The sequence below is a fragment of the Novosphingobium sp. Sphag1I genome (assembly GCF_056279125.1).
In genome coordinates, this window is the sequence record NZ_JBWBQS010000001.1 from 131,929 (window position 1) to 157,006 (window position 25,078).

At 60.4% G+C, this 25,078-nt stretch carries 24 protein-coding genes and 1 tRNA gene; 12 read left to right on the forward strand and 13 right to left on the reverse strand.

Annotation, left to right across the window (positions count from 1 at the left end; genetic code table 11):
* Nucleotides 1–227: 227 nt before the first annotated feature.
* The gene (locus ACZ9HU_RS00590; protein ID WP_476101111.1) at nucleotides 228–1,187 is read right to left on the reverse strand and encodes a peptidylprolyl isomerase; all 960 of its coding nucleotides are present in this window, start codon (nucleotides 1,185–1,187) and stop codon (nucleotides 228–230) included.
* Between the two features lie 76 nt (nucleotides 1,188–1,263).
* Here ACZ9HU_RS00590 and ACZ9HU_RS00595 point away from each other — a divergent pair.
* A tRNA-Ser gene (locus ACZ9HU_RS00595) sits at nucleotides 1,264–1,354 on the forward strand.
* A gap of 481 nt (nucleotides 1,355–1,835) precedes the next feature.
* Nucleotides 1,836–2,678 carry a 23S rRNA (adenine(2030)-N(6))-methyltransferase RlmJ gene (locus tag ACZ9HU_RS00600; RefSeq protein WP_476101113.1) on the forward strand — a complete coding sequence of 281 codons (843 nt, stop codon included), beginning with the start codon at nucleotides 1,836–1,838 and terminating at the stop codon, nucleotides 2,676–2,678.
* Between the two features lie 82 nt (nucleotides 2,679–2,760).
* Here the strand turns inward: ACZ9HU_RS00600 and ACZ9HU_RS00605 are convergent, their stop codons facing one another.
* Nucleotides 2,761–3,885 (reverse strand): OmpA family protein, encoded by a 1,125-nt coding sequence (locus tag ACZ9HU_RS00605; protein ID WP_476101115.1) that lies wholly within the window; start codon nucleotides 3,883–3,885, stop codon nucleotides 2,761–2,763.
* A gap of 227 nt (nucleotides 3,886–4,112) precedes the next feature.
* Here ACZ9HU_RS00605 and ACZ9HU_RS00610 point away from each other — a divergent pair, with 227 nt between their 5' ends.
* The gene (locus ACZ9HU_RS00610; protein WP_476101117.1) at nucleotides 4,113–4,364 is read left to right on the forward strand and encodes a GlsB/YeaQ/YmgE family stress response membrane protein; all 252 of its coding nucleotides are present in this window, start codon (nucleotides 4,113–4,115) and stop codon (nucleotides 4,362–4,364) included.
* A 66-nt stretch (nucleotides 4,365–4,430) separates the two neighbouring features.
* On the opposite strand, the gene ACZ9HU_RS00615 is transcribed toward ACZ9HU_RS00610, so the two are convergent.
* Nucleotides 4,431–6,203, reverse strand: coding sequence for an SLC13 family permease (locus ACZ9HU_RS00615; RefSeq protein ID WP_476101119.1), 1,773 nt, complete (start codon nucleotides 6,201–6,203; stop codon nucleotides 4,431–4,433).
* A 219-nt stretch (nucleotides 6,204–6,422) separates the two neighbouring features.
* Here ACZ9HU_RS00615 and ACZ9HU_RS00620 point away from each other — a divergent pair, with 219 nt between their 5' ends.
* Nucleotides 6,423–7,472 (forward strand): zinc-binding metallopeptidase family protein, encoded by a 1,050-nt coding sequence (locus tag ACZ9HU_RS00620; RefSeq protein ID WP_476101122.1) that lies wholly within the window; start codon nucleotides 6,423–6,425, stop codon nucleotides 7,470–7,472.
* 70 nt (nucleotides 7,473–7,542) lie between these two features.
* Here the strand turns inward: ACZ9HU_RS00620 and ACZ9HU_RS00625 are convergent, their stop codons facing one another.
* Nucleotides 7,543–7,800, reverse strand: coding sequence for a GlsB/YeaQ/YmgE family stress response membrane protein (locus ACZ9HU_RS00625; RefSeq protein WP_476101124.1), 258 nt, complete (start codon nucleotides 7,798–7,800; stop codon nucleotides 7,543–7,545).
* 42 nt (nucleotides 7,801–7,842) lie between these two features.
* On the opposite strand from ACZ9HU_RS00625, the gene ACZ9HU_RS00630 reads away from it, so the two are divergent.
* Entirely contained in the window at nucleotides 7,843–8,130 is a 288-nt protein-coding gene (locus ACZ9HU_RS00630) for a hypothetical protein (RefSeq protein ID WP_476101126.1), read from the forward strand.
* A gap of 84 nt (nucleotides 8,131–8,214) precedes the next feature.
* Here ACZ9HU_RS00630 and ACZ9HU_RS00635 read toward each other — a convergent pair whose 3' ends face one another.
* From ACZ9HU_RS00635 to ACZ9HU_RS00650, 4 genes are all read right to left on the reverse strand, one after another.
* Entirely contained in the window at nucleotides 8,215–10,779 is a 2,565-nt protein-coding gene (locus tag ACZ9HU_RS00635; protein WP_476101128.1) for a GAF domain-containing protein, read from the reverse strand.
* Nucleotides 10,776–11,276 carry a heme oxygenase-like domain-containing protein gene (locus tag ACZ9HU_RS00640; protein ID WP_476101130.1) on the reverse strand — a complete coding sequence of 167 codons (501 nt, stop codon included), beginning with the start codon at nucleotides 11,274–11,276 and terminating at the stop codon, nucleotides 10,776–10,778. The genes ACZ9HU_RS00635 and ACZ9HU_RS00640 overlap by 4 nt, the downstream gene beginning before the upstream one ends.
* Before the next feature lie 133 nt (nucleotides 11,277–11,409).
* Entirely contained in the window at nucleotides 11,410–11,622 is a 213-nt protein-coding gene (locus ACZ9HU_RS00645) for a NepR family anti-sigma factor (protein ID WP_476101132.1), read from the reverse strand.
* A gap of 128 nt (nucleotides 11,623–11,750) precedes the next feature.
* Nucleotides 11,751–12,563: a response regulator gene (locus ACZ9HU_RS00650; protein WP_476101134.1), complete on the reverse strand. Its 813-nt coding sequence runs from the start codon at nucleotides 12,561–12,563 to the stop codon at nucleotides 11,751–11,753.
* 270 nt (nucleotides 12,564–12,833) lie between these two features.
* Here ACZ9HU_RS00650 and ACZ9HU_RS00655 point away from each other — a divergent pair, with 270 nt between their 5' ends.
* Nucleotides 12,834–13,484: a sigma-70 family RNA polymerase sigma factor gene (locus ACZ9HU_RS00655; RefSeq protein ID WP_476101136.1), complete on the forward strand. Its 651-nt coding sequence runs from the start codon at nucleotides 12,834–12,836 to the stop codon at nucleotides 13,482–13,484.
* Between the two features lie 84 nt (nucleotides 13,485–13,568).
* Here ACZ9HU_RS00655 and ACZ9HU_RS00660 read toward each other — a convergent pair whose 3' ends face one another.
* The 5 genes from ACZ9HU_RS00660 to ACZ9HU_RS00680 are packed head-to-tail and all read right to left on the reverse strand — an operon-like array spanning nucleotide 13,569 to nucleotide 18,468.
* A complete protein-coding gene (locus ACZ9HU_RS00660) occupies nucleotides 13,569–15,131 on the reverse strand; it encodes a PAS domain-containing protein (RefSeq protein WP_476101138.1) in 1,563 nt (520 codons plus the stop codon).
* 23 nt (nucleotides 15,132–15,154) lie between these two features.
* Nucleotides 15,155–16,279: a histidine kinase dimerization/phosphoacceptor domain -containing protein gene (locus ACZ9HU_RS00665; RefSeq protein WP_476101140.1), complete on the reverse strand. Its 1,125-nt coding sequence runs from the start codon at nucleotides 16,277–16,279 to the stop codon at nucleotides 15,155–15,157.
* The gene (locus ACZ9HU_RS00670) at nucleotides 16,279–16,719 is read right to left on the reverse strand and encodes a response regulator (protein WP_476101142.1); all 441 of its coding nucleotides are present in this window, start codon (nucleotides 16,717–16,719) and stop codon (nucleotides 16,279–16,281) included. Before ACZ9HU_RS00670 ends, ACZ9HU_RS00665 begins: the two co-directional genes overlap by 1 nt.
* Nucleotides 16,716–18,167 (reverse strand): sensor histidine kinase, encoded by a 1,452-nt coding sequence (locus tag ACZ9HU_RS00675; RefSeq protein ID WP_476101144.1) that lies wholly within the window; start codon nucleotides 18,165–18,167, stop codon nucleotides 16,716–16,718. The genes ACZ9HU_RS00670 and ACZ9HU_RS00675 overlap by 4 nt, the downstream gene beginning before the upstream one ends.
* A 10-nt stretch (nucleotides 18,168–18,177) precedes the next feature.
* Nucleotides 18,178–18,468, reverse strand: a complete 291-nt coding sequence (locus tag ACZ9HU_RS00680) for a hypothetical protein (RefSeq protein WP_476101147.1) — start codon at nucleotides 18,466–18,468, stop codon at nucleotides 18,178–18,180.
* Between the two features lie 186 nt (nucleotides 18,469–18,654).
* Between ACZ9HU_RS00680 and ACZ9HU_RS00685 the strand changes: the two genes are divergently transcribed.
* The 6 genes from ACZ9HU_RS00685 (at nucleotide 18,655) to ACZ9HU_RS00710 (ending at nucleotide 25,075) form a co-directional block, all read left to right on the forward strand.
* Nucleotides 18,655–18,831, forward strand: coding sequence for a CsbD family protein (locus ACZ9HU_RS00685; protein ID WP_476101148.1), 177 nt, complete (start codon nucleotides 18,655–18,657; stop codon nucleotides 18,829–18,831).
* Nucleotides 18,832–18,913: 82 nt separating this feature from the next.
* The gene (locus ACZ9HU_RS00690) at nucleotides 18,914–20,938 is read left to right on the forward strand and encodes an AsmA family protein (protein ID WP_476101150.1); all 2,025 of its coding nucleotides are present in this window, start codon (nucleotides 18,914–18,916) and stop codon (nucleotides 20,936–20,938) included.
* 94 nt (nucleotides 20,939–21,032) lie between these two features.
* Nucleotides 21,033–22,514, forward strand: coding sequence for an alpha-amylase (gene amyA, locus ACZ9HU_RS00695; protein ID WP_476101152.1), 1,482 nt, complete (start codon nucleotides 21,033–21,035; stop codon nucleotides 22,512–22,514).
* Between the two features lie 151 nt (nucleotides 22,515–22,665).
* Nucleotides 22,666–23,565, forward strand: a complete 900-nt coding sequence (locus ACZ9HU_RS00700) for an alpha/beta fold hydrolase (RefSeq protein ID WP_476101154.1) — start codon at nucleotides 22,666–22,668, stop codon at nucleotides 23,563–23,565.
* 12 nt (nucleotides 23,566–23,577) lie between these two features.
* A complete protein-coding gene (locus ACZ9HU_RS00705; protein ID WP_476101156.1) occupies nucleotides 23,578–24,435 on the forward strand; it encodes a formate/nitrite transporter family protein in 858 nt (285 codons plus the stop codon).
* Between the two features lie 97 nt (nucleotides 24,436–24,532).
* The gene (locus ACZ9HU_RS00710; RefSeq protein ID WP_476101158.1) at nucleotides 24,533–25,075 is read left to right on the forward strand and encodes a ferritin-like domain-containing protein; all 543 of its coding nucleotides are present in this window, start codon (nucleotides 24,533–24,535) and stop codon (nucleotides 25,073–25,075) included.
* Nucleotides 25,076–25,078: the final 3 nt, after the last annotated feature.

Below are 25,078 nucleotides of genomic sequence, written 5' to 3' on the forward strand. Positions count from 1 at the left end.
ACGTCTGTCACGGCCTTCTCCTTGGGTTGGAGCATTCCGCGCCATGGTTCTTCAGGCTCCCTTATGGGTGGCCTGTTTGCCCGGGTGATCTAGCGCGATGATGGGGTTTGCGCCAGTTCGTCGCCCGGGAATGGCGCGGAATTCCTAGGGTTTGAATACGAATTTGCGCTATGAATAGGTTTTCGCCTGCGCCCATGCAAGGGCGGCGCAGGCGTCATCACCGGCCTTTACCCTTTCCGCCGGATGGGAATCGGGATGTTGCAGATATCGGCGCTGCCGGGGGCATAGATGATGAAATCATCATGCCGGTTGACCCGCGCATTCACATAGTCGCGGAATGATGCGCTGTGGCTGGAGAGATATTCAAAGCGGGGCTGTTGTTCGGGCGGTAATTCATTGCCCAGCCGGATCGAGAGGATCGGCGTGTTTTTGGCCTTGTCATTATACATGCCATTGCCCGGCGCGCGGGGGAGCGAGGAGAGATATTCAATCCCCTCGATCACGCGGCCCACCACCGCGATGTTGCGGTCAAGCTGGCGCGGGGGCGTGCCGATCACGGCATAGAGTTCGGCGCCCATGCCGGTGTCGGGCGAATTGTTGCGGCCAACACCCACCGAGCCATAGCAATGGGTCGGCCAGACGTGATTATCGTCAAAGCCAAAGGGAAAGCCCATGTCGATCCCGGTGCGCGGCGCATAGGCGTCACGCCCCGGATTGATGAATTCGGGCGCCGCAAAGGCGCGTTTAAGATATTCGGATTCGGGGACATTTGCCAAACCCGGCGGCAGGGGTTTGGCCTGCGGCGTATCCTCATCGGGATCGCCAAATTGCGCCACCCAATTGTCCTGTACCCGATAGACCGCGCCATTGTCCCACCAATGGGCGGCGGCCAACTTGCGCATATTGCCGATCCACCCTTGCGAGAAAGGCGGCGGCAGAAGCTGGATAATAACCTGCCGCGCCTTGCCCGCCGCATCGGGCGAGAGTGTCATGACCAGCACATCGCCCGGATCAATCGCGGTCCAGTCGCTGGCCGGGGCGGCCTTGATGATATCGGCGCTTGGCCGGGTATGGGGACGCGTTTTCGGGCGAACGGCGTTGTCTGGCGCGGCGATTGCGCCCGTTATCCCCAGCGAAAGGCCAAGGGAAAAGAATGTCAGGGCGGATAAAACAAGCTTTTTGCGCATCAATGCAATCTGCCTGCGCGCCCTCTCTTGCGCAAGCCGCGTTTCGTCGCTAGGGGCCTGCCTTCCAGAGCAATGCGGAGCGGTGGCCGAGTGGTCGAAGGCGCTCGCCTGGAAAGTGAGTATACGCCAAAAGCGTATCGAGGGTTCGAATCCCTCCCGCTCCGCCAGATCCCGAATTTTCACGGATTATCACGAACCAAGTCGAAGGTTGGAAAGGCCACCGAAGGCTCGGCTTTAGGCGGATTTTGCGTTCGCCGGAGGTCGCGCTGTTTCGGGGCGGCTGCGGCCGAAATGGTGGTCGCGCGCGAAACAAACTCACAGACATGCAGGTGGCGTCGCTCATCAAGTTCGGTGACTATCCGATGGCGGGGGGAATTTCCATCGGGACGCTTAAGAGCGTTTCTTGATAGGTTTCAAAAACATACCCATCTGCATAAGGGCGGCTTGTTCTGCGGCGCCATGGCCTTGGCACATCGCGATGCCGTCGGGCCTCAATCAGCCCGCCACCCCATGGCCATGCACAGAAGTGTTTTGAAGGTTTTCGCCCAATTCTATACGAGCACCCGATTTGCTGCTTCAACCGACTCGCGCTCGGCCTCCGCGCCCCGAAGCTCGTATAAAGGCAGAACGTCAGGATTTTGCATCACAATGAATTATCGTCATTCCTTCCATGCCGGTAACAGCGCCGATGTCGTAAAACACAGCCTGCTGATCGCTCTCGTGCGGGCGTTGCAGCAAAAACAAAGCGCGCTGACCCTGATCGACACCCATGCCGGTTGCGGTCTGTATGACCTTTACGGCAATGACGCCCAGCGTACCGGCGAAGCCGCGCAGGGCGTGGTGCGGGCCTTGGCCGACACGGACCCTTTGCTCGACGACTATCGCGCCGCCGTACAGGCCGTGAATGCCGGTGTGAATGCGGAGGATGGGCCGCAACTCTATCCCGGCTCGCCCACGTTTCTGGCGCAGCTTTTGCGCCCACAGGACCTCTTGATCCTGAACGAAAAACATCCCGAAGATGTCCACACGTTGCGCGTTGCGATGCATGCCACGCCCGCCGCCGTGCATCAGCGTGACGCCTATGAACTGTGGCTGGCGATGGTGCCGACGCGAACGCCGCGCGGCGTGGTGGTGGTGGATCCGCCCTATGAGCAGACGGACGAACGCGCGCGCATTACCGCGACCCTTGCCGCGGCCCATCGCAAATGGGCGCATGGCGTGACGGTAATCTGGTATCCGTTGAAAGAGCGGCCCACCCATGCCCAGTGGAAGCACCAGTTGCGCAAACTGGGCATCCCGAAATTTCTGAATGTGGAACATTGGCTCTACGACAGCGACCAGCCCGGTATCTATAATGGTGCGGGCCTGTTTATCGTCAATCCGCCCTATGCCTTCACGCAGGCGTTGCCGCCTTTGCTTGAGGCTCTGCGCGCCACGTTGGCGCCCGAAGGGCATCGGGGCCAAATCACAGCCGATTGGTTGAACCCATGACCCGTTCAACGCCGATGGATTGACGCACGCAAAAAGGGCCGGATTTCTCCGGCCCTTTCCGTTGCGGGGAAGGAAGGTGGGCTTAGTTGCCCGAGCCCGGCCCGTAAGTGATTTCCACGCGACGGTTCTGCAATTCGCGGACGCCGTCGGCGGTGGGGACACGCTGGTTGGTTTCACCCAGACCCTGCGTGGTGATCGAACCGCTGCCGATACCGTGGCTGGTCAGATAGGCCTTGACCGAGTCTGCACGGCGGACCGACAGAGCCTGGTTATACTTGGGCGAACCCGAGCTGTCGGTATAACCAGCCACCATCACCGGCACCGAGGCGCAATTGCCATAGGCCTGAATGGCGCTGTCGAGGATACCGGCCGCTTCGCTCGTGACGTCCGACTTATCAAAGTCGAAGAACACGATGTAGGGACCCTTGTTGCAAACCGGGGCGGGCGGCGGGGGCGGCGGCGGGGGCGGCGGGGGAGCAGCTTCGACAACCGGCGGCGGGGGCGGCGGCGGGGCGGGTTCGGCAACCGGTTCCGCCGCGCGGCCAAAGTTATAGGTCAGCGTGGCCAAAACCGAGTGGCTGCGCAGCGAGGCTTCGCGGAAACCGCCGGTCGATACCGCGAACTTGTCGGCACCATCGGGGCGGAAGTAGCGATAACGAACGCCAAAATCGACGTTCTTGCTGAGCGGCATGGTCAAACCGGCCAATGCCTGCCAGGCAAAACCACGCGAGTGATCGGCGATATAGGGAGCGTTGACGCCGGGCAGACCTTCGGACAGATAAACGTCAGCATAGCCAACGCCGCCACCAGCGTACATCTTGGCGCCGCCCCAGTGGCCTACGCTGAACAGGGCGTTGCCCATCACGGCCAGCGTCGAGGTATGGCCGGCAAGCGTGCCGCCGTCGCGGGTATAGTAGCCGACCGGGCCATACGCGCGGGTTTCACGGACCGAACTGGCCATTTTCGATTCGGTGTAGAAGCCTTCCGCTTCCAAACGGAAATTGCCGAAATCATAGCCCAGAGCGCCGCCCGCTTCCCAGCCGGCCTTGAAACGGTTGCTGCCTTCAAAGCCGGTCGGACCGTTCTTGTCGGAACGCTCCTGCTTTACAGCGCCGCCTTCGATCATCACATAGGGGCCGGATGCCGCATAGGCAGAGGACGCCATTGCAGAGGTGGCCAGCGCGGCCATCAAAATAAGCTTTCTCATGGTTTTCCTTCCTTCTCAAACCGCGGGCCTTGTCGTTGGCGAGCCGTGCCTGCGTTCTGACCATGAAAGTCATGAGAGCGGGGAAGGTTGCATGAAATTTACGCGAAATCACTTCTTTTTGCGATTGCAGCATTTTTGGGCATCGCGGACCCGGCGCTTTGTGCCAAATGGAACCTGTGCGGGCGGCATTTGTTGTTTCATTATAGAATCAACCAAGGAGACCTTCCATGAGCATCCTTTTGTGGCTCGTGATCGGCGCGCTGGTCGGTGCGGTGGCCGGCATGATCATGGGCGAAAGTCTGGGCCTTTTCGGCAACATAGTGATCGGCGTTGTGGGCGCCTTTTTGGGCGGCCTGCTGTTTTCGCATGGGGATATCAACAACAGCCCGCTGACGATCGGCACGTTTTCGGTGTCGCTGGTCGGGGCGATTGTCCTGTTGGGTATCGTCAATTTGTTCCGACGCGGCTCTTTGCGCTGACGCGGCGCGGGCCGGAACATTCAACCTAAAAAAGGGTGCGTCCGTATCGCGGCGCACCCTTTTTTATTACAGCGGCCAGAAATAGGCGATGCTGAGCGTGCCCGCGACAATGACGATGGCCGACAAAGGCAGGCCCAGACGCCAGTAATCGCCAAAGCGATAGCCCCCCGGCCCCATTACCAGCGTATTGCATTGATGGCCCACCGGCGTCAGGAAATCCGAACCCGCGCCCGTCGCCACCGCCATCAGAAACGCATCGGGATTAAGATGCAGCCCCCGCGCCACCCCGACCGCCACCGGACCCAGCAACAGAACCGTGGGCGCATTGTGCAAAAAGGGCGAACAGATCATTGCCGCGCACATCATCAGCCCCAGCGCCAAAACGGGCGCCACATTGTCCAGTAATCCGGTCATCATATGGGCGATGATTTCCGATCCGCCGCTGCTGTGCACCGCCTCGCTGATCGGGGTCAGCGCGCCCAGCAAAACCAGCACTTCAGGCTCCAGCGCGCCATAAGCCTCACGCGGGGATAGCGCCCCCACCACCATCATCATTACCGCCGCGCCGAAAAAGGCACCCGCCACCGGGGCAATGCCCATCACGACCAAGGCCATCGCCCCGGCCAGCACCATGACCGGCAGGAACCTTTGCCGCCGGTCGCCCAGTTTCACACTGCGTTCGAACAAGGGCAGCAGATCGAGATCGGTCAGGATTGCGGGCAAGGCCCTTTCGCCGCCGCGCAGCACCAGCACATCGCCCGCGCGCAAGGTGGTGTCGCGCAGCCTTTCGGTGATCCGTTCCTGGCTGCGGCCAATGCCCATCAATTGCACGCCAAAGCGGTCCTGAAGGCCCGCCTCCTGCGCGCTTTGCCCGACCAGCAGCGAGTGGTCCTGCACCACGGCCTCGATGCTGCGGGTTTCCTCGGAAGGTTCCTGTTTTATTGGTCTATGATCATCGCGGACGTGGACCAGATGGACCCGCGCGAACAGACGGTCGAGCGCTTCGTCATTGCCTTCAAGGATAAGACTGGAATCGGCCTGTAACGGCGCGTCGGGCAGGGCGGGGCGCGGTGCCCCATCCGGCCCGATCAGGCGACGCAACGTCACGCCATCATCCTGCAACCGCATGGATGCGATGGTGATCCCGGCCTGTTCCAATTCGGCGGTGACGCGCGCCTCGGTGGAATAGGTGGTTTGGGCCGAAGCCGTCTCCAGACTGGCCGCGCCCTGACGGCTGATGGGCAGAAGTCGCCAAGCGATGCTGACCGTCAACAGGCCCAGACCCGTCAGGATCAGGCCCACAGGCGCAAAATCGAACAGGGCAAAGGGCCTGCCCAATTCCTGCTCGCGGATCTGGCTGACGATGATGTTGGTGGACGTACCCACCAATGTCACCAACCCGCCCAGCAGCGAGAGGAACGCCATGGGCATCAACAGGCTGGATGGCGAGGTGCCCGTCTTGCGGCCAATGCGCAGCGCCACGGGCATCAGGATCGCCAAGGCCCCGACATTCTTGGTCAACATCGAAAGGATGGCCGTCGTGCCCGCCAGCACCGGAACCTGCACGCGGGCCGTCCGCAGCCGTTCCAGCCATGATCCAATCGCCCATTCGATCACGCCCGACCGGGCAATCGCCGCGCTGACCACCAGCGCGGAGCCGACGATGATCACCACATCGCTGGTAAAACCGGAAAAGGCGTGTTTGACCGGGACATCGCCCGTCGCCATCGCAATGACCAGCACGACCAGCGCAACCAGATCATAGCGAAACCGCCCCCAGATAAACATCGCGATGGCGCCGAACAAAAGCGCAAAGGACAGGCCCTGTGCATAGGTCATGGGCGAGAAACAATGCGATCATGCAGCGTGTATGCTGCTAGGGGCGACAGGACTTGCTTATATCTCACCATGAGGCAACGCGCAAAGGCGGTGATTGGATCCCGGCGCGGGCCAATGAATTAGGATGCGGAAGAAACCCTTGATGCTCCGCGGCATTGCAACAGGTGACAGGAGCGGGCCGTCGTGGCCCGGATTATCCGCAAAATGGCAGGATTCATCATGGCACCCTTTGCATGTCCGAATTGTCGGCGCCTTGTGCATTTCGAGGCGCGGATCTGTCCCGAATGCCGGGCCACGCTGGGTTATGATCCCGGTGAAAACGCCTTTCTCTTTCTGGCCGATGACGCGACGCGCTGGCGCAATGGTGCGGGCGATGCCGTTGACGCGGTGGTCTGCGCCAACAACACCGATCATGCCATCTGCAACTGGCTGGTGCGGGTGGATGAGGCGCAGGCGCTATGCCGGGCCTGCCGCCATAATGAGGTGATCCCCGATCTTAACGTCCAAGGCGTCGCCCAGCGCTGGGCCAGGATCGAGGCGGCCAAGCGGCGGATGATCCATTCGCTGTTGCTACTGGGCCTGCCGGTGGAAACCCCGGCCGAGGCGCCCGATGGCGAGCAGGGCTTCGTCTTTCACTTTCTGTATGATCCGGCGGCCGAAAATGGTGCCGATGCACAGGTGATGACCGGCCACGATGGCGGCACCATCACGCTCAATCTGGTCGAGGCCGATGATGCGATGCGCCAGCGTATCCGCGAGAATATGGGCGAGCCCTATCGCACACTGCTGGGCCATTTCCGGCATGAGATCGGGCACCATTACTGGAACCGCCTGGTCGAACATGACCCGCAAAGGCTGGAGGAGTTTCGCGCGCTGTTCGGCGACGAGCGGGCCGATTATGAGCAGGCGCTGGCCGCGCATTACAGTGCCGATCCTGCGCAGGTGTGGAGCGATGATTTCATCAGCTTTTACGCCACATCCCATCCGTGGGAGGATTTTGCCGAAACTTTTGCCCATTATCTGCACATCGTCGATGTTCTGGCCACGGGGGCGGGCATTGGGTTAAGCGTGGAGAGCGATCTGGATGTGCGGCTGGATTTCGACCCCTATCGCGCCGGGGCCGGGCAATTGGCCGGTGCCATGGCGCCCCTGTCCTTTGCAATGAACACGATCAACCGCGCGATGGGGCAACCCGATTGCTATCCCTTTCACCTGACCGATCGGATCGTGGCCAAGCTGGATTTCATCCAACGCCTTACGCCGGGATAAAGGAACGGGGCATAAACGAAAAGGGCGGCGCCCGGTGGGTGCCGCCCTTTTGGGTCGCGCAGAGCGTATATTAACGCAGCGAACCGCGACGCGCCAGATTGACGATGGCCAGCAGGATTACCGAGCCGACCAGCGAAACAAGGATGGTGTTGATCGAAATCACGCCATCATTGATCGTGCCGCCGGTAAACAGGATGCCGCCGATAAAGGCACCCACGATACCGACCAGAATGTCGCCCAAAAGGCCCTGCGAACCATCACGGCGCATGATCAGGCTGGCCAGCCAACCCACGAAAGCACCGGCGATAAGCCAAAGAATAATGCCCATGTCACTCTCCTGTTATGGGGCCGCGATCATGTGGTGGCGGCCATGTTCATTACGATGGAGCGCTGTTTCAGCGCCGGTGATTTACGTTGCCGACGAACGGCCTGTAATCAGATGGAAAACGAAAGACGCAATCGCGAAGAGCAAAAGCAGATGGATCAATCCGCCCGCGACATGAAAGACGGCAAAGCCGCCAACCCATGCGACGACCAGAAGGATGGCAAGAAAAAGAAGCATGGCTTTCCTCCTTTGTTTTTATGTCGAGGTAGTCGCCACAAGGCGGTTACATTACAGAAATGGTTGCCGGGCAAAGAGGTTCCATCGCGATATTGATTGGTGATGGATGTATGAAGGGCACAAGAAAAAGCCCCACTGGCGCCTTGGCCAATGGGGCTTTTTGACTTGGATTTGCGCGATTTAACCCTTGCGGCGGGTTTCCAGAATGGCGCGTTCCAACGCCACCGGGTCCAGCGGCTTGGTCACCACCGGGGCGCCATAGGCGTCCGCCTGGGTCCATGGCACTTCGCCATATCCGGTGGTAAAGACATAGGGTATGGCGCGTTGGCTCAGCGCTTCGGCCACTTTCTGGCTGGTTTCATTGCCCAGATTGATGTCCAGCACGGCAAAGCTGTAATCATGCGCGGCAATCAGATCGAGCGCGGCGGCCACATTGCCCGCCATATCGATTTCCTGCGCGCCCAGATCCTGAAGCTGATATTCCGCCTCCATCCCGATCAGGACATTGTCCTCGACCAACAGCACGCGGCCATCGAGCAGCACGTCATCACCAAAGGCTTTGGGCGCATCCTTGGCGGCCTCGTCCAGAACCGGCTTCACCACATGGACGGTTTCATTATTGAACACGATGCAATTGCCCGGAATGACCAGCTTGGCCTCCATAAACCCATCGCCGAAATCGAGGTATGATTTGCCGCTCAATTCATGCGGGATGGTGCGTTCCACAATCGCCACGGCAAAGGGGTCGCGCCACGGCTGGGACGAAGCCTCGCCTTCTTCGCGCCATGACAGCGCCAGATCGTTATGGGCATCGCGCGACAGGCTGATTTTCACAATGCCATCGGGGCTGCGTAGCGCCTTGCTGTTGCTGATCAATTCATGCAGCACGATGACCATCGTGGTGAAGGCAGAAGGCCGGATCTGTGCGCAGGAGCCTTCGATAATGACTTGGGCCGAAGGGTGGCAATCGGCCCCCTCGATCAATTCATGGATCAGCGGCACCAAGGGATAGGGCGCCCAACTGCTGGCATTGACCAGATCATGGGCGCGCGACAAAACCTTGATGCGCGAGGACAGCGAACGGCGGAACTCCTGCTGATCCATCGCTTCATCACGCGCCTGATTGACCAGCGCGGCAATCAGGTTGAGCGAATTTCGCACGCGGTGGTTCAATTCGGCAATCAGATCCTGCTGGGTCCGGGTCAGGGCCGCCCGTTCATTGGCCGCCGAATCCACCAGTTGCAGGATCACCTCCAGCAAGGATACGCGTAGCCCTTCGGCCATTGAACGGTCTTCAAGGCTCCAAGGGCGGCTTTGGGCGCGGCGCTCTTCTTTCCAGATGGCAAAGCTCTTGCGAGGGGTCAGTCGGTCACCCAGCGGCCCGACCGCCTTGGGCGCGTCGGGATCGCCGGCCCATTGCACCACCCGCGAAAATTCACGCCGGAACAGCACGATATAGTCACGCGGCACACGCGAAACCGGTACGGCCAGCAGGCCCGAACAGCGCTCGCTATAGGATGCGGCCTGGGGGAATGTGCCCGCCATATGTTGGGTGTACCAACAGGCGCCATTGCCCGCCGTGTTCAGGAAGCGGGCGATTTCGACGAAATCCTCGTAATCGGGCGTCAGGCCCTGTGTGCGGAATTCACCCCCGACATAGGCCACCACGCCGTCACAGGGGATCGCTTCACGAATGACCGCGGCAAAGGCGTCGAAATTGTCGAGGAAGCGGGTCCCGCTGGCCACTTGCCCGATCAAACTGTCATGCAAACGCACCGACGTGTCGCGCAGGCTGAGCGCGCGCCGCGTCTCCATATCGCTGAGCGTGCTGGAGAAAAATTCGCCAAACAGTTCCGCCGCCGTCCGCGTCGAATAGGGCAGCGCACGGGGCGAATAATGGTGGCAGGCAAACAGGCCCCATAATTTGCCATCGCGCAGGATCGACACCGACATGGACGCGCCCACGCCCATGTTGCGCAAATATTCCAGATGGATGGGCGAAACCGATCGAATGCCGCTCTGGCTCAGGTCCAGCGCTTCGCCATGCAGATTGATTTGCGGATAGATCGCCGCCGGCACCGCATCGACATCGGCAATGATGCGCAGCAAATTCTGGGTATAGAGCCGCCGGGCCTGTTGCGGAATGTCCGAGGCCGGGAAATGCAGGCCCAGAAAGCTGTCGATTCCATCGGCACGCGCTTCGGCCACCACTTCGCCCGCGCCGGTTTCGTCAAAGCGATAGACCATCACCCGGTCATAGCCGGTCAGCGCCCGCAATTGCCGCGCCGCCGTTTCACACAGGCCCTCGACCGAGACGGATGTGCGGGCCGCATGGAACATCGGGCGGACCATGGACAGGTAATCGCGGCCCTGATCACGCGGGCAGGGTTCAAATTCCAGCACCAGCGCACGGCCAGAGCGATAGATCGCCAGATCGAACAAACCACCCGATCGCAGCAATTCGACCTCAAAGATCCGCTCAACCTTGCTGGCGTCCAATTCCATCATGCGTGCGCGCAACATGTCCATCGTCGCGACGGTCAGGAAATCCCGGGCATGGCGCCCGATGGCCGATTGTTCGGCCATGCCCAGCAAATCCGCGCAATTCATCGATGCGCGCTGCAACATCCAATCGCTGGAAAATGCCAGAAGATGGCCAAAGCTCTGCACGCTGCCGATGATGTGGATCGGTTCAACGTCGCAACTGGTCAGGTCGACGCCTTGATCGGGGTAACGTCCGGTCATGGGGTGACGCTTCCTTGTTGTACTTCATAAAGGGATTGGCGAAGGCCCGCTTCAAACGCGGTAAAGGCGTTTTGCGCGCCGGTCAGGACGGCCTCTCGCACCGCCTGATCATCGGATTGCGCCCCCAGCCAGTCGAGCAGCGCCGCCCACGCCTGCTTTTCCGAGCCGTCGTCCATATAGGCGCTGTGCCGAAAATCGCCCCCGCGCCAATATCCGCGCTGGCGCAGAACGCTCATGCCAAGGCGGGAGCCGAGGATGACATAGCACGCGCCGGGGCCATCGGTGGGGCGGGTTTCGACGGCAAGGCTGGATTGCGGAGCATGGACGCCCATGGCGCGCAGATCCGCCTGCGCCATGGCCAGATAATCCGGCATGTCCACCATCAAGTCGCCCAACGCAAATTGACGCGCCGTGCCCAGCACAGCGCGTAATCCGTAAACATGGCTGATCAGGAAAGCTTCAAGACCATGGCGGCTCGTAAGGTCAAGCCCAGACATTCCATGATCCAACCTGTCATGCAGCGCGCCGGTTTCCTGACGCAACCATAAGCGCAAGTCACCGCCCCGCATGATTCCCAACCGATCTTTCTCTCGCCATTATCTTTCCTTGTGGCCAACATTTTGGTTGATCTTATTTTTTGATCTGCTTGGCAATCTGGGCCATCAAATCCATGAAATCGGGCGGCACGGGCTCTTCTGCGGCGGCGTGGTAATAGGCGCGGATGTCCTCGCTCCACGCAGGCTTTCCCGCCTGTGGGAGTTCAGATTGCGGCCCGCTCCCATTGACGCTGGAAAGAGGGGGACTGGAGGGAGGAACTTCTTTCACGGGTTTGTCCCAATCCATTCATCGAGGCATCTGTTCAGGTTGAAGTCAGCAACCTGCTGCATATTTGTGTAATGGTCGGTTCGCGGCGAGGTTCCATGCACCAAAGGGCAATTATGTCCTGCCGCGACGATAAAACCTATTTCCTGTTACTTTTCAACATGTGACCCAAAGAACAGCGCCTGGCTGATGGCGGTGCGTACCGTTTCGTCGCGGAACGGTTTGCCGATCAGAAAGGCCGGTTCGGGGCGTTCGCCCGTCAACAGCAATTCGGGAAAAGCGGTGATGAAGATCACCGGCACGTCGCTCAACCGCAGGATTTCATCCACCGCATCGGCGCCCGAACTGCCATCGGCCAATTGCATGTCGCTCAGCACAAGGCCGGGGCGTTTGTCGGCAAAGATGGCGCGGGCCTCGGTGGCGGTGGTGGCGTTGCCGATCACGCGGTGGCCCGCCTCGGTGACGATATCTTCCAGATGGCTGGCGATCATCGTCTCATCCTCGATGATCAGAACATCGGCCGGACGGTCCAGCGCCAGATCGGCAATGGCCTGCTTGACCAGTTGCCCTGCTTCTTCTTCGCTGACACCAAGGATTTCGCCGGTCTGGGCAATGGAAAAATCCTCAAGCTGGTTCAGCAACAGCGCCTGACGCGGAAAGCTGGGGACGCGGGCGATTTGCGATGATGTCTCGGCGGCAAAGGCGCCGGCATCGCGGGCAAATCCGGCGTCCGATGTCGTCCATACCTTGGTAAAGGCGCGGAACAATCCCACCGCCCCGCCGTTAATTTCGGCAAGCAGCGCAGGATCGTTGAGCGAAGCCTCCAGCGTGGCGCGGACAATGGCATCGCCACTGGACTGACGCCCGGTGACCGAGCGCGCATAGCGGCGCAAAAAGGGAAGCGACGAGGCAAGATCGCCGGACTTCCGGGCAGAACCGGCACGCTCAGTTGTCAAAGTCATATATTCCTCGAAGCGAGTATGTGTAGGCGAGTACCATACACTTGGGAAAAACGGGCACGCGGGACGAATCCCGCATGCGTTCCAAACAGATTATCCGGCGCAGGGTTCCATGGCGTACGCAAATTGCGAAGATTTTTTTGATTGAGTCCGGATGATTGGCCAATATATTGATTTATAATAATAATAAATAATGAAGAAAATCCAACCCCCAATGGAACCTTCATTGCGGCGGGGCGTTAGGCTGAGTGAGGACCTTAAAAGGAAAATCCCATGACCGAGCGTTCCGACAAATCCAGCAAGCACGGCACTCTGTCTGGCGCACCACTTTGTGATGCCGACTTCCACAAGGAGCTGACCGCCGCCATCCCGCATCTTCGCGCTTTTGCCCGCACGCTTTGCGGCAACCGCGACCGGGCGGACGATCTGGCGCAGGAAACCTTGATGAAGGCCTGGGCCGCGCGCGACCGTTATGTTGCCGGCACCAGCTTTCGCGCATGGACCTTCACGATCCTGCGCCACCACTATTTTGGCCAGCTGCGCCGCGAGCGCTTTGTCGGCGAATATGACGAAGGCGTGGCCGAAACCATTCTGAACACGCCGGGCGATCAGGAAGGCCAGATGGAAGCCACCGACGTTCTGCGCGCGCTCCAGACCCTGCCCGATGCACAGCGTGAAGTGTTGATCCTGATGGCCGTCGGCTCGGTCAGCTATGAAGAAATCGCGGAAATCTGCGGCGTTGCCGTGGGTACCGTGAAAAGCCGCATCGCCCGCGCCCGTGCCGCCCTGTCGGCGGTGCTCGAAGGCGGCATCCTCCCCGACTTCCGCCACAATTTTGTTCTGGAAGGCGAGGTGTTGGAGGCGTTCATCACCCAATTTCGACAGATTGCGCCCGCGCACATGACTTTGCGATTGGCAGCTTAACCCCCCGCCAGCCAATGCAAATGCGCCGACGGTTCTCCAAAGTGGGAGCCGTCGGCGCAACCCGTTTGGGGCCGAATTTTTTTATCAGTCAGCGCAAAGCTGGATCATCGGAATGCGCGCCTGCATGATCAGGCCGTCGGCGTGCCACTGGCGCGAAATCACCCCGCTCAACTGACGCTCGATCGTCATCTGGATCAGGCGAGTGCCGAAACCGGGGGCGGGATCGCCCGCAATCGCCGGTCCGCCGCTTTCGCGCCAATCGATAATGACCGCATCTTCATCGCGCCCGATGGACAGGGCGATCTGGCCACCGGCGGTGCCGAGCGCGCCATATTTGACCGAATTGGTCAGCATTTCGTGCAGGAACAAAGCGATAGGCGTCGCTGCGGAATCGCCGACCAGCACATCCTCGCCAGAAATCACGACTCGTGTTTCGCCTTCGGGCTGAAACGGCGCGATCAGATATTCGGCCAATTCGCGCAACATGGTCTGCGACGAGGATGGCCGCCCATTGACCACCCGCGGCCGCACCAGATCATGCGCCCGGCCCAAAGCCACCATGCGCGATTGCAGCGCCCGGCTCACTTCGGTCATTTCGGGGAATTGCCGCAGGCCCATCGTGACAAGGCTCTGCACCACCGAGAACAGGTTCTTGATCCGGTGGCTCAATTCACGCGACATGATTTCCAGCGATTCGGACGTCGCCACCCGGTCGTTGATGTCGGTGCATGTCCCGATCCAGCGCGCCACATGGCCATCGGCGTCCAGCACCGGCAGGCCGCGCGCCAGCATCCAGATATATTCGCCATCATGGCGCTGCATCCGATATTCGATCTGATAGGGCTGGCTGGTTTCCACCGACTGGCGCCAGGCGGTTTTGGTCAATTCGACATCGTCGGGATGCAGGAAATCCATCCAGCCGGTGCCGAAACTGGCGCTGGCCTCCTTGCCGGTGAATTCGACCCACTGGCTGCTGAAATAATCGCTCATCCCGTCGGGGGGCGTCGACCAGACCAGTTGGGGCAGGGCATCGGCCAGCGTGATGAAGCGGCGCGTCATCACGTCAATGTCGCGCTGCGCCTGTGCGGTGCGTTCGCCATGGGCGCGTTTTTCCGCCCAGTTTTCCAGATAGAGCGTCGCGGCATCGGCCAGCGTCGCGAGATGATCGAGCTGTTCCTGTGTCAGCCCATCCTTGGGCGCGGTATCAATCACGCAAAGGCTGCCCAACGGAAAGCCTTCCTTGTTGCGCAAGGGGTGGCCGGCGTAAAAGCGGATATGCATGTCGCCGGTGACAAGGGGGTTTTCCGCAAAACGCGGGTCAAGGGTGGCGTTGGGCACGACCATGGTATCTTCACCCACCATCGCGTGCAGGCAAAAGGAGACGGCGCGCGGCGGCTCGACCCCATCGAAACCCTGTCGCCCCAAAAAAGTTTGGGCATCGCGCCCGACCAGAGAGACCAGCGCGACCGGCGTACCGCATATCCGCGCCGCCACCCGCGCCAAGCCGTCCAGCTTGTCACGGACATCGCGATCGACCTCTAACAGGCTGTCGACAAACAGCTCACGCTCGGTTGATGATAGCGCGCGCATTGTCGCTCCGAACAGCACAGTGCCATCCTCACCGGCTGTATTCATAGATGATTTCATAGATAGCGCTGACCATTCTTGCTTCAGGTGTTCATCCCGAGGCCGGTCGGAGCCGCAGAGACGGCAGGCAAAGTGACAGGTGCGCCGGATAAGTCAATCGGTTGATCAGACGCAGGCGCGCGATAGATGTTGACCTGCAACCCTTTGCCCGTGGTGGAAAAGCTGTGTTTGGCGCCCAGCGAACGGGTCATGGCGGTGATGATTTGTGATCCAAGGCCGGTCCCCTGGGGCTTGGCATCATCCTGCATCCCCACGCCGTCATCCTCGACGCGCAGGTGATAGCCGTCGGTTCCTTCCAATTCGAAACGGATGCGCACTTCGCCCGATTCTTCCTTGCCATAGGCATATTTGCAGGCGTTGCTGACCAATTCATTGACCAGCACGCCCAGCGTGACCGCCGTGGCCGCGGGCAAGGTGGCATCCTGTGCCACCACCTTGATCGAGCGGGCCACGTTTTCGCTGGAAAAGGTTCCTGTCAGGTCGCGCGCCATTCCTTCGAGATATTCGCGCATGTTGACCGCCTGAAAACTCTCGCCGGTATAAAGCTGGCGGTGGATGCGGCTGATCGCCTGAATGCGGTGGCGCACGTCCTGCAACATGGCGCGCGCTTCCTGCCCCGTCGCCCGGCGGGTTTGCAGGCTGACCAGAGAGGAAACCATTTGCAGGCTGTTGGCCACGCGATGGTTCATTTCATGCAGCAGCGCTTCCAATTGCGCGTTGGTTTCGCGCAATTGCATCTCGAACTGCTCTTTCTGCTTGCGCAGGCGCAGCGTGCCCAGCGCCTGATGCAGCGTGCTGGTCAAAAGTTCGAAGAAATCACCGCTGCCGCTTTTGACCACATAGTCAACCGCCCCTGCCTTGAGCGCGGCCACCGCCACGCCCGTTTCATCCGACCCCGTCACATAAATCACCGCCGGCGGCGAGGGCAGCGCCATCAGATGGCCCAAAGCCTCCAGCCCGCCCATGCCCGGCATGATATGGTCCAGCGCAACCAGATCAAAGGGTTGCGCCCGGGCCAGTTCAATCCCGGCACAGCCCGAATGGGCAAAGGTCAGCGTGCAGCCCAGCCGTTCGAGATGACGCTTGGCCAGATGACACAAGCCTTCATCATCGTCGACATAGAGGATGCGGGATCCCGAAAGCGGCATCAGCCCCCCGTTTCCGGGATCTGGATCACCGACAGGAACAGACCCAATTGGCGGATCGCTTCGGCAAAGCTCTCATAATTCACAGGCTTGGTGATATAGACATTGCAGCCCAGATCATAGCAGCGCTGAATTTCCACACGGTCGTCCGTAGTGGTCAAAACGACCACCGGCGTGCGGTGCAGCTTGGGGTCTTCCTTGATCCGCGACAGGATCGATGTCCCGCTCATATCGGGCAGGTTGAGGTCAAGCAGGATCAGCACCGGGCCATGGGTGGCCGGATCATGATCGGGCGAGAACAGATATTCGACCGCCGCAGTGCCATTGTCAAAATGGGTGATGTGGTTCGAAATCCCCGCACGCCGGATGTTCTTTTCGATCAGGCGCGCGTGGCCCAGATCGTCCTCGATCATGATAATCGTCACAGGCAATGGATTGCTCATGAAACCTGACTCTGCTCCTCGGAATAATGCAGGGGTATCGAAAGGATGAAGGTGGTGCCCACGCCCAATTCGGATTCCAGCAGGATAGAACCGCCCAGACGGTAAACCACCGCGCGGACATGCGCCAGCCCTATGCCTTCACCCGGACGGTCTTGAGTACCGGACCGGCGGAAAAGGTCAAATACGCGATCAAAGTCGCGCGCGTCGATGCCGCGCCCATTGTCCGATACGCGGAATTCGGCGGTATCGCCAATCCGGCGCCCGGCGATACGTACAATCGGGGGGCGGTCGGGGTGATTATACTTGATCGCGTTTTCGATCAGGTTCGACAGGATCTGTTCGACCGCCACCCGGTCGCCATAGATTTCGGGCTGATTGGGGCCGACGATGATCTGGGCATCGGCCTGTTCGGCGCGCACCTTCAGGCTTTCGGCGACGTCGGAAATCACCCGATTCATGTCCAGCCACGTCGGGTTGAGCGCGCGATTGCCTTGGCGGGACAATTGCAGGATGGCGTTGATCAACCGGTCCATCTTTTGCGTCGAGGAGCGGATGAAATGGATCGCTTCGGGCAAATCCTGCTCGATCAACTCGTCCGTGCCGGGAAACAGCGTGTCGGGGCGGGTCTTGCGCGCCTCCTGCAACATTTCGCCCAGCCGTTTGGTGGCGATTTCCAGCTCGGATGTAAAACCCATCACATTGACCAGCGGCGAACGCAGGTCATGGCTGACGATATAGGCAAAGCGTTGCAATTCGCCATTGGCGCGTTTGAGGTCGGATGTACGTTCCTGAACGGCTTGCTCCAACCCGGTGTTGGCGTCGCGCAGCGCCTGACGCGAATCCATCAGATCCTGGGTAAATCGGCGCAGGCTGGCAAAAGTCAGCAGACCCACGACGATCAACAGCACCCCCGCCGCGCCCAGCACGACATAGAAACCATATTGGATCCGCCGCATTTCCGCGGCCCGAAATCCCTGCAGGCGCAATTCCTCATCCTGCATCGTCTTGGTCAAGACGTCGAGCATGTTGATCGGGTTTTCAAACCGAATACCCTCGCCAAATTCGGCTTTGGTGATCGCGCCGACCTCTAAAAGCACCTGCGCCTCCAGCCCTTCGAGCATTGGAACGCGCGCCTGTTGGCGGGGGTTGTCCTTGGTCAGTTCGCCAAAATTGTCGATCGCGCTGTCCAGCCGCATGCGATAGGTTTTCAAATCATCGGCATTGCGTTCGGCTTCCTTCTTGCGGCGGAAACTGTCGATACGCAGCAGGGACAGGCGCATCTGCGCCACCTGACGCTCGACCTGATAGGTATGGGCGACACCGTCCATCTGGCGCTGGTTCATGATCATCAGGATCGCCGCCGAACCGACAATCCCGGCCAGAGCGACAAAACCCAGCACGATCATGCCGATCAACTTGCTGCGAAACTGGCTTTGGGCTTCGACCATCTGGGGCATATCAGCGCACAACTTCCTGACAATTGGCGATGACGCCGTCCTGTGATGGTGCGCATCCACGGGCACAGGCAAAGCCGGAGGTCACCTTGGCCTCCAGCGTATAATCCTGCATCGCGGCGCGGCATTCCTGGGCCGATTTATAGGGGCGGGACATGGCGCCTTCGGCATTCTGCCTCAGGTCGTCATAATAATAGCCGTACCAGACATCATCATCGGTTTTGCCATCAAGGCAACCGCCAAGCAGAAGGCATGCCGCCAGCGCAAAAAAGGCGCCTTTCGGCCAGAATTTCATAGTTACCCCCCCGCGCGTGTCACGCATGAACCATGAGGTTAGACGCGCCAGAATCCAAAAGGTTTCATCGCGGCGCGTCAATTTTGAAAATAATTCATTCATGGAACCCACGCCCCTGTCCGGACATTCCCCCTTCCGAAGGCTGACCTTCAAGTTTCCAAACTTTGAAACCACAGGAGAGATATCATGGGTTCTGTCAGCGATCGTATTTCGGGCGCCACCAACTCGCTGGTCGGCAAGGCCAAGGAAGCCATCGGCAAGGAAACCGGCGACGCCAAGCTGGCTGCTGAAGGCGCGGCCCAGGACGCCAAGGGCAAGATTCAGACCGCCACCGGCAAGGCCAAGGCCGCGCTGGGCGAATAAGCTGCCGCAAGGCAGGGCGTTGGCCTCGCTGGCGAGAGCGGGGTCAACGCTTGCCTTTACAGGTCGGGGCCGCAGATAGCGTATGACAGACACAGCACTCCCCAGATCGCTCGCCCGGCTTCGCAATTGGGGTATCGGCATCCTTGTGACGCTGGTTGCCCTGGTTGCGGCCATCTGGCTCGTGCTGTTCCTTACCAAAGGGCGTTTTCTGCGGCCCTATTTCGAAAAATTCGCCAGTTCCTCTCTTGGGCGACCAGTGGGCGTAACGGGCGAATTCAATCTCTATTTCGCCCCCATCGACATCGCCTTTCGCGCCGATGGCCTGACCATCGCCAATGCCGATTGGGCGGGGGCAAAGCCTTTCCTGCACGCCGACCATCTGGGGCTTAGCCTTGAAACCCTGCCTTTGCTGACCGGCAAGCGCCGGATTTCGACCATGCAGGCCGATGGCTTTCAGGTGGCCGCGCAATGGGACAAGGCGCACAGGCGCAACAACTGGACCTTTGGCTCCGGCCCGCCCAAGCCTTTGACCATCCCCGACATCATTCAGGCCAGCTTGCGCAATTCGTCGATCACCTATGATGATCCGTTGCTGCAACTGAATGCCCAGATTGCGATCAAGCCGCTCTATGCCGCCAATTCGGTGTTGCAGGGCGGATTGATGTTCGATGGCACGGGCCGATTGCGCGGCCGCCCGATCCGCTTTTCCGGCAATATTGCCCAGGCCGACCGTGCCCTGCTGCGCGGCGGTTCCTCGCGCGTGACGCTGCATGGCGAAGGCGCGCGCACCCGTATCGATCTGACGGGCACGATGCCGGGCATCACCAGTTTTGATGATGGGCGCTATCACCTTGAGGCGCATGGCCGCAACATGGCCGATCTGTTCAACCTGATCGGTGTGGCGGTGGTGGAAACCCGCCCCTATGTGGTGGAGGCCGATGTGTCGCGGCCAAGCGCCGATTGGACCTTTGAACGCATCCGCGGGCGTTTTGGCGACAGCGATCTTGCCGGTCTGCTCCGCGTCGGGCTGCGCGGGGAACGGCTCTATCTCAAGGCCGATCTGCAAACCCGCGCGCTCAACCTGCTCGATGCCGCGCCCTTTCTTGGCTATGATCCCGAACGGCTCGACCGGCTGGGCACCAAGGGTTTGGTGACGCAGGAAAATGGCCATCCGCGCATCCTGCCCGATGCGCCGCTGCGTTCCGATGCGATCAACCGTTTCGATGCCGATGTGCGCTATCGTGTGACGCGGATCGTGGCGCAGGATTTCCCGGTGGGCGATATCGATGCCACGCTGCATCTCGATCATGGCCTGATGCGGCTTGATCCGGTGACGGCGGTGGTCGCCACGGGCAAGTTTGACGCCAAGGTCACGCTGGACGCCCGCGCGCCGCAGGTCATCACCGATTATGCCATGCACCTTTCGCCCACCCCCATGGGCAAACTTCTCTATCGCTTTGGCGTAGAGGAATCGGGCACCACCGGCACATTGGGCGCACGGCTGGCCATGCGCGGGGTGGGCAACAGTTTGCGCGACAGTCTGGCCCATGCCGATGGGCGCATGGCCTTTATCATCCCGGCGGGCACGATGTGGGCGCGCAATATTCAATTGGCTGAACTCGACCTTGGCACATTCCTGCAAAAGATGTTTGCCAAGAAGCTGAAGGAGCCGGTGCAGATCCGTTGCGGCCTGTTGGGCTTTACGGTCAAGGATGGCATTTCCAGCGCGGACCCGATCCTGATCGACACGAAAAAGAATGTGATCACCGGGCGCGGCCAATTCAGTTTCCGCGATGAGTCGATCAACATGGGCCTGCGCGCCGACGCCAAGACGTTCAGCCTGTTTTCCCTGCAATCGCCGGTCGGCATCAAGGGCTATTTCGCGGCGCCGGGTTTGAAGGTCATCACCCCGCAATTGCTGACCCGCATGGGCGCGGGCGCGGCGCTGGGCGCGGCGGTCAATCCGTTTGCGGCGCTGATCGCCTTTGTCGATCCGGGCGATGCGCAATCGGCGGCCTGCGGCCCGGTGCTGGCCGGTGCCCGCGCCTCGGCCCAGCGTACGGTCAAGGGCAAGGTGCGCAAGGATGTCGGTCCGGTAAAGAAGTGATGGAGTAACAGGGCCGGTTATCTCCGCCTCGCACATGCAACAATTTGTCCGCCCGAAAGTTAGTTCAGCAGATGATCGAACATTCGGAGGCATTATGGCCCGCACTTTGCTGCAATTCTTTCACTGGTACTATCCTGCGGGCGGCCAGTTGTGGCGCGAGGTGGCGGAAAAGGCTTCTGATCTGGCCCAGATGGGCGTCACCGACATCTGGCTGCCGCCTGCGACCAAGGGTGCGTCCGGGGGCCATTCGGTTGGCTATGACACCTATGACCTATTCGACCTTGGCGAATTTGACCAAAAGGGCAGCCGCGCCACCAAATATGGCCCGCGCGAGGAATTGCAGCATGCCATTGCCACCGCGCGCGAGGCGGGACTGCGCGTGATCCATGACGCCGTTCTCAACCACAAGATGGGCGCCGATGAAACCGAGCGTGTCCGTGTCCAGCGTGTGCGAGAGGAAGACCGCAACGTGCTGGACGGCGAACCCTTCGAGGCCGATGCCTATACGCGCTTCACCTTTCCGGGGCGGGGCGGGGCGCATTCGCAATTCGAATGGAACGCCTCCTGTTTCTCTGGCGTCGATTATGTCGAGAACCCCGATGGCACCGGCGTCTTTTCGATCCTGAACGAACATGGCGATGGATGGAACGAAGAGGTCGATGAGGAACTGGGCAATTTCGACTATCTGATGGGGGCCGACGTCGAATTCCGCAACAATGCGGTGTATGAAGAGGTCAAGTTCTGGGGCCGGTGGATGGTCGAACAGGTCGGGGCCGACGGGTTCCGTATGGACGCGGCCAAACATATCCCGGCATGGTTCCTGCGCGATTGGGTGGGGCATTTGCGCGAAACGGTGGCGCCCGACATTTTTGTCGTGGCGGAATATTGGAACCCGGACCTGAACGCCCTGTCGCGCTATCTGGACCGGGTGAACCGGCAATTTGCGCTGTTCGATGTGGGGTTACAGCATAATTTCCACCACGCCGGGCGCGCCCATGCCGATTACGACCTGCGCCAGATTTTCGACGGATCGCTGGTGGCGGCCATTCCCGAACATGCCGTCACCATTGTCGCCAACCACGACACCCAACCGTTGCAGGATCTGGAAAGCCCGGTTGAGCCTTGGTTCAAACCGCTGGCCTATGCGCTGATCCTGCTGCGCGAGGGCGGCTTGCCCTGCCTTTTTTATCCTGATCTCTATGGCGCGGGGTACGAGGATAAGGGCGGGGATGGACAGATGCATCACGTCGACCTGCCCGCGATTCCCTGCCTCCCCGACCTGGTGAAGGCGCGCAAGGCCTTTGCCCATGGCCCCCAGACCGATCTGTTCGAGGAACCCAATTGCATCGGCTTTATCCGCCATGGCACCGCCGAGCAGGGGGGCTGCGTCGTCGTCCTGTCCAATGCCGGCGACGCCGCGCGTGAGGCTGTTCTGGGGCAGGACCATGCCGGGGCCACTTTTGTCGATTTCCTTGGCCATCACCCGGATGAAGTAGTGCTGGACGAAGGCGGCAAGGGTGTTTTCCCGGTCTATGGCGAGAGCGTCAGCGTCTGGGTGCGCCGCGATCTGTTGTGATCTTCGCCCCGCTTTGATCACGGATGAACGCGGTTGCGGCGCGGGCGTGCAACCTTTCACCTTCCCCGCGCTTCTCTTTGTATAGCACCGGGCCTTTGCGCCCTGCCTCCCCACCGGCCTGATGACAGGCCCGCATGTACAGGAGCGCTTTATGGTTTTGACCCGTGATGGCACCGCCCTTTATTCCAAGTGCTGGGGATGGGGGCGGCCTGTCGTCCTTGTCCACGGCTGGCCGCTCAGCGCGGATAGCTGGGACCCGATTGCGACGATTCTGGCCAATGCCGGTTTCCGTGTGATCAGCTATGACCGGCGCGGCTTTGGCCGTTCGGATCAACCCTCGCATGGCTATGACTATGACACGCTGTCGGACGATCTGGCCGAGGTGATGGCCTTTCACGGCGTCAACGATGATGCCGCGCTGATCGGCTTTTCCATGGGCGGGGGCGAGGTGGTCCGCTACATGTCGCGCCACAATCGCGGCGCGGTTTCGCAAATCGCGCTGATCAGCTCGGTCGCGCCCGGTTTGATGCAGACGGACGACAATCTTGACGGCGTCGCGCCCGAAACATTTGTCGAAATGGAAAAGCAACTGGTCGATGACCGCGCCCATTTCTTCACCCGATTTTTCAAGCAATTCTATGGCGTCGGCCTGATCGACCGCCCGGTCAGTCAGGAAGTGCTGGACCACGCCCGCGCCATGGCGATGCAGGCGGGATTGTTGCCGACGCTGGCCGCGATGCGCGCCTTTTCGCACACGGATTTCACCGGCGATCTGGCGGCGATCAATGTGCCCACGTTGCTGATCCATGGCACGGCGGATGACATCGTGCCGATCCGGGCGACATCCTATCGCGTGGCCGACGCGGTGGGCATGGCGGGATTGGTCGAATATGCCGGGGCGCCGCATGGCCTGTTCGCCACGCGACAGGATGATCTGGCCAATGATCTGATCACTTTCCTGCGGCATCGCATGGCGCCCGTCCGCACCGTGGCCGAGCAGGCCGCTCTGGACGTGGAAACCGCGCGCACAATGGTTGCCCCCGCCATTTGATCGGAGGTGAGCATGGAAACAGTCGAAGCCAAACTGCCTGCCGAGGGGCTTGAAGCGCGCGAGCGTGACATCGCCCTGACCGAGAGCGAGCGCGCCTCTGTCGCATCGGCGCAGGGGGCCAATACCAAGGTGATCCACGAGGTCGTGCGCCGTCACGGCGACGAGGAAATGGAGCGCCCGGCCTTTTCCCTGCTGATCTCGGCGCTGGCGGGCGGCATTGCCATCTGCACCTCGATTTTGGCCGAGGCGCAGATGGAATTGCTGTTGCCCGATGAAAAGTGGCGGCCTCTGGTGGCCTGTATGGGCTATTCCACCGGCTTTCTGGTGGTGATCCTGAGCCATCTGCAACTCTTTACCGAAAGCACGCTCTCGGCGGTGATCCCGGTGGCGACCCATCCCGAACGGGCCAATGTGCTGCGTCTGCTGCGCTTTTGGGGGCTGGTGCTGGGCGGCAATCTGCTGGGCACTTTCATCGTTGCGCTGGCTTTTGAGCGGCAATGGATCGTTTCGGCCCCGTTGCATGAAGCGATGATCGAATTGTCGGCGCGTCTGCTGGACCGTGATTGGTGGCAAACCTTGCGCATGGGCATTCCGGCGGGCTTTCTGATCGCGGCAATTCCTTGGTCATTGCCCACCACGCGCGGACAGGAATTCTGGGTCATCCTCCTGCTGACATGGCTGATTGCGCTGGGCGGATTTGCCCATGTGGTGGCCGGATCGGGTGAGGCATGGCTGTTGATGCTGGACGGGCGGATCACCGCGTTTCAGGCGGTTTTCGACATTATCGTGCCCACGCTGCTGGGCAATGTGCTGGGGGGCACGGGCCTGTTCGCGGTGTTGGCCCATGCGCAGGTGCGCGGCGAGTTGTGATTCACCGATGGAACGATGGCGGCGCAGGACCATTCCATGACCATGGGGCCTGTACCGGCGGGCCATGGAAACCTTTCAAAATTAATGGAGAAATCCGATGTCAACCAAAGAAATCTCGAAAGAAGACGCTTTCACCTCGACCACCCAGCTGCGCGCTCAGGCCAAGCGCGCGATTGCCGATGGGCCGATCACGTCGACCTATCCGGACGACCGTGAAGTGATTATCCAGCGGCTCAATCTGGCGCTGGCCACCGAATGGGTCTGTGTGTTGCGCTATATGCGCCATTATTACTGTGTGACCGGCCCGACCTCTGGCCCGATCAAGGCCCATTTCCTTGAACATGCCGTCGAGGAACAGGCCCATGCCGACAAATTGGCCGAACGTATCGTGCAACTGGGCGGAGAACCCGACCTTGATCCCGCCACGCTCAGCAAGCGTTCACATGCCGAATATACGACCGGCGCATCGATTGAGAGCATGATCCGCGAAAATCTGATCGCGGAACGTATCGCGGTCGATTCCTATCGCGAACTCGTTCAATTCATTGGCGATCGCGACCCCACCACCCGCGCGCTGATCGAAGGCATTCTGGCGCAGGAAGAAGAACACGCCGACGAATTGCGTGATCTTTTGCCCTGATCG

What these genes read in the sequence shown, in the direction of transcription:
- ACZ9HU_RS00625 (WP_476101124.1), bottom strand. Translation starts at nt 7,800, where the DNA reads ATGGGCATTATTCTTTGGCTTATCGCCGGTGCTTTCGTGGGTTGGCTG.
- ACZ9HU_RS00590 (WP_476101111.1), bottom strand. Translation starts at nt 1,187, where the DNA reads ATGCGCAAAAAGCTTGTTTTATCCGCCCTGACATTCTTTTCCCTTGGC.
- ACZ9HU_RS00650 (WP_476101134.1), bottom strand. Translation starts at nt 12,563, where the DNA reads ATGACTTTGACAACTGAGCGTGCCGGTTCTGCCCGGAAGTCCGGCGAT.
- ACZ9HU_RS00665 (WP_476101140.1), bottom strand. Translation starts at nt 16,279, where the DNA reads ATGCCGCTTTCGGGATCCCGCATCCTCTATGTCGACGATGATGAAGGC.
- ACZ9HU_RS00680 (WP_476101147.1), bottom strand. Translation starts at nt 18,468, where the DNA reads ATGAAATTCTGGCCGAAAGGCGCCTTTTTTGCGCTGGCGGCATGCCTT.
- ACZ9HU_RS00645 (WP_476101132.1), bottom strand. Translation starts at nt 11,622, where the DNA reads ATGGATTGGGACAAACCCGTGAAAGAAGTTCCTCCCTCCAGTCCCCCT.
- ACZ9HU_RS00630 (WP_476101126.1), top strand. Translation starts at nt 7,843, where the DNA reads ATGTTCATTACGATGGAGCGCTGTTTCAGCGCCGGTGATTTACGTTGC.
- ACZ9HU_RS00615 (WP_476101119.1), bottom strand. Translation starts at nt 6,203, where the DNA reads ATGACCTATGCACAGGGCCTGTCCTTTGCGCTTTTGTTCGGCGCCATC.
- ACZ9HU_RS00705 (WP_476101156.1), top strand. Translation starts at nt 23,578, where the DNA reads ATGGAAACAGTCGAAGCCAAACTGCCTGCCGAGGGGCTTGAAGCGCGC.
- ACZ9HU_RS00635 (WP_476101128.1), bottom strand. Translation starts at nt 10,779, where the DNA reads ATGACCGGACGTTACCCCGATCAAGGCGTCGACCTGACCAGTTGCGAC.
- ACZ9HU_RS00605 (WP_476101115.1), bottom strand. Translation starts at nt 3,885, where the DNA reads ATGAGAAAGCTTATTTTGATGGCCGCGCTGGCCACCTCTGCAATGGCG.
- ACZ9HU_RS00710 (WP_476101158.1), top strand. Translation starts at nt 24,533, where the DNA reads ATGTCAACCAAAGAAATCTCGAAAGAAGACGCTTTCACCTCGACCACC.
- ACZ9HU_RS00690 (WP_476101150.1), top strand. Translation starts at nt 18,914, where the DNA reads ATGACAGACACAGCACTCCCCAGATCGCTCGCCCGGCTTCGCAATTGG.
- amyA (WP_476101152.1), top strand. Translation starts at nt 21,033, where the DNA reads ATGGCCCGCACTTTGCTGCAATTCTTTCACTGGTACTATCCTGCGGGC.
- ACZ9HU_RS00670 (WP_476101142.1), bottom strand. Translation starts at nt 16,719, where the DNA reads ATGAGCAATCCATTGCCTGTGACGATTATCATGATCGAGGACGATCTG.
- ACZ9HU_RS00620 (WP_476101122.1), top strand. Translation starts at nt 6,423, where the DNA reads ATGGCACCCTTTGCATGTCCGAATTGTCGGCGCCTTGTGCATTTCGAG.
- ACZ9HU_RS00685 (WP_476101148.1), top strand. Translation starts at nt 18,655, where the DNA reads ATGGGTTCTGTCAGCGATCGTATTTCGGGCGCCACCAACTCGCTGGTC.
- ACZ9HU_RS00600 (WP_476101113.1), top strand. Translation starts at nt 1,836, where the DNA reads ATGAATTATCGTCATTCCTTCCATGCCGGTAACAGCGCCGATGTCGTA.
- ACZ9HU_RS00660 (WP_476101138.1), bottom strand. Translation starts at nt 15,131, where the DNA reads ATGAAATCATCTATGAATACAGCCGGTGAGGATGGCACTGTGCTGTTC.
- ACZ9HU_RS00610 (WP_476101117.1), top strand. Translation starts at nt 4,113, where the DNA reads ATGAGCATCCTTTTGTGGCTCGTGATCGGCGCGCTGGTCGGTGCGGTG.
- ACZ9HU_RS00675 (WP_476101144.1), bottom strand. Translation starts at nt 18,167, where the DNA reads ATGGTCGAAGCCCAAAGCCAGTTTCGCAGCAAGTTGATCGGCATGATC.
- ACZ9HU_RS00655 (WP_476101136.1), top strand. Translation starts at nt 12,834, where the DNA reads ATGACCGAGCGTTCCGACAAATCCAGCAAGCACGGCACTCTGTCTGGC.
- ACZ9HU_RS00700 (WP_476101154.1), top strand. Translation starts at nt 22,666, where the DNA reads ATGGTTTTGACCCGTGATGGCACCGCCCTTTATTCCAAGTGCTGGGGA.
- ACZ9HU_RS00640 (WP_476101130.1), bottom strand. Translation starts at nt 11,276, where the DNA reads ATGTCTGGGCTTGACCTTACGAGCCGCCATGGTCTTGAAGCTTTCCTG.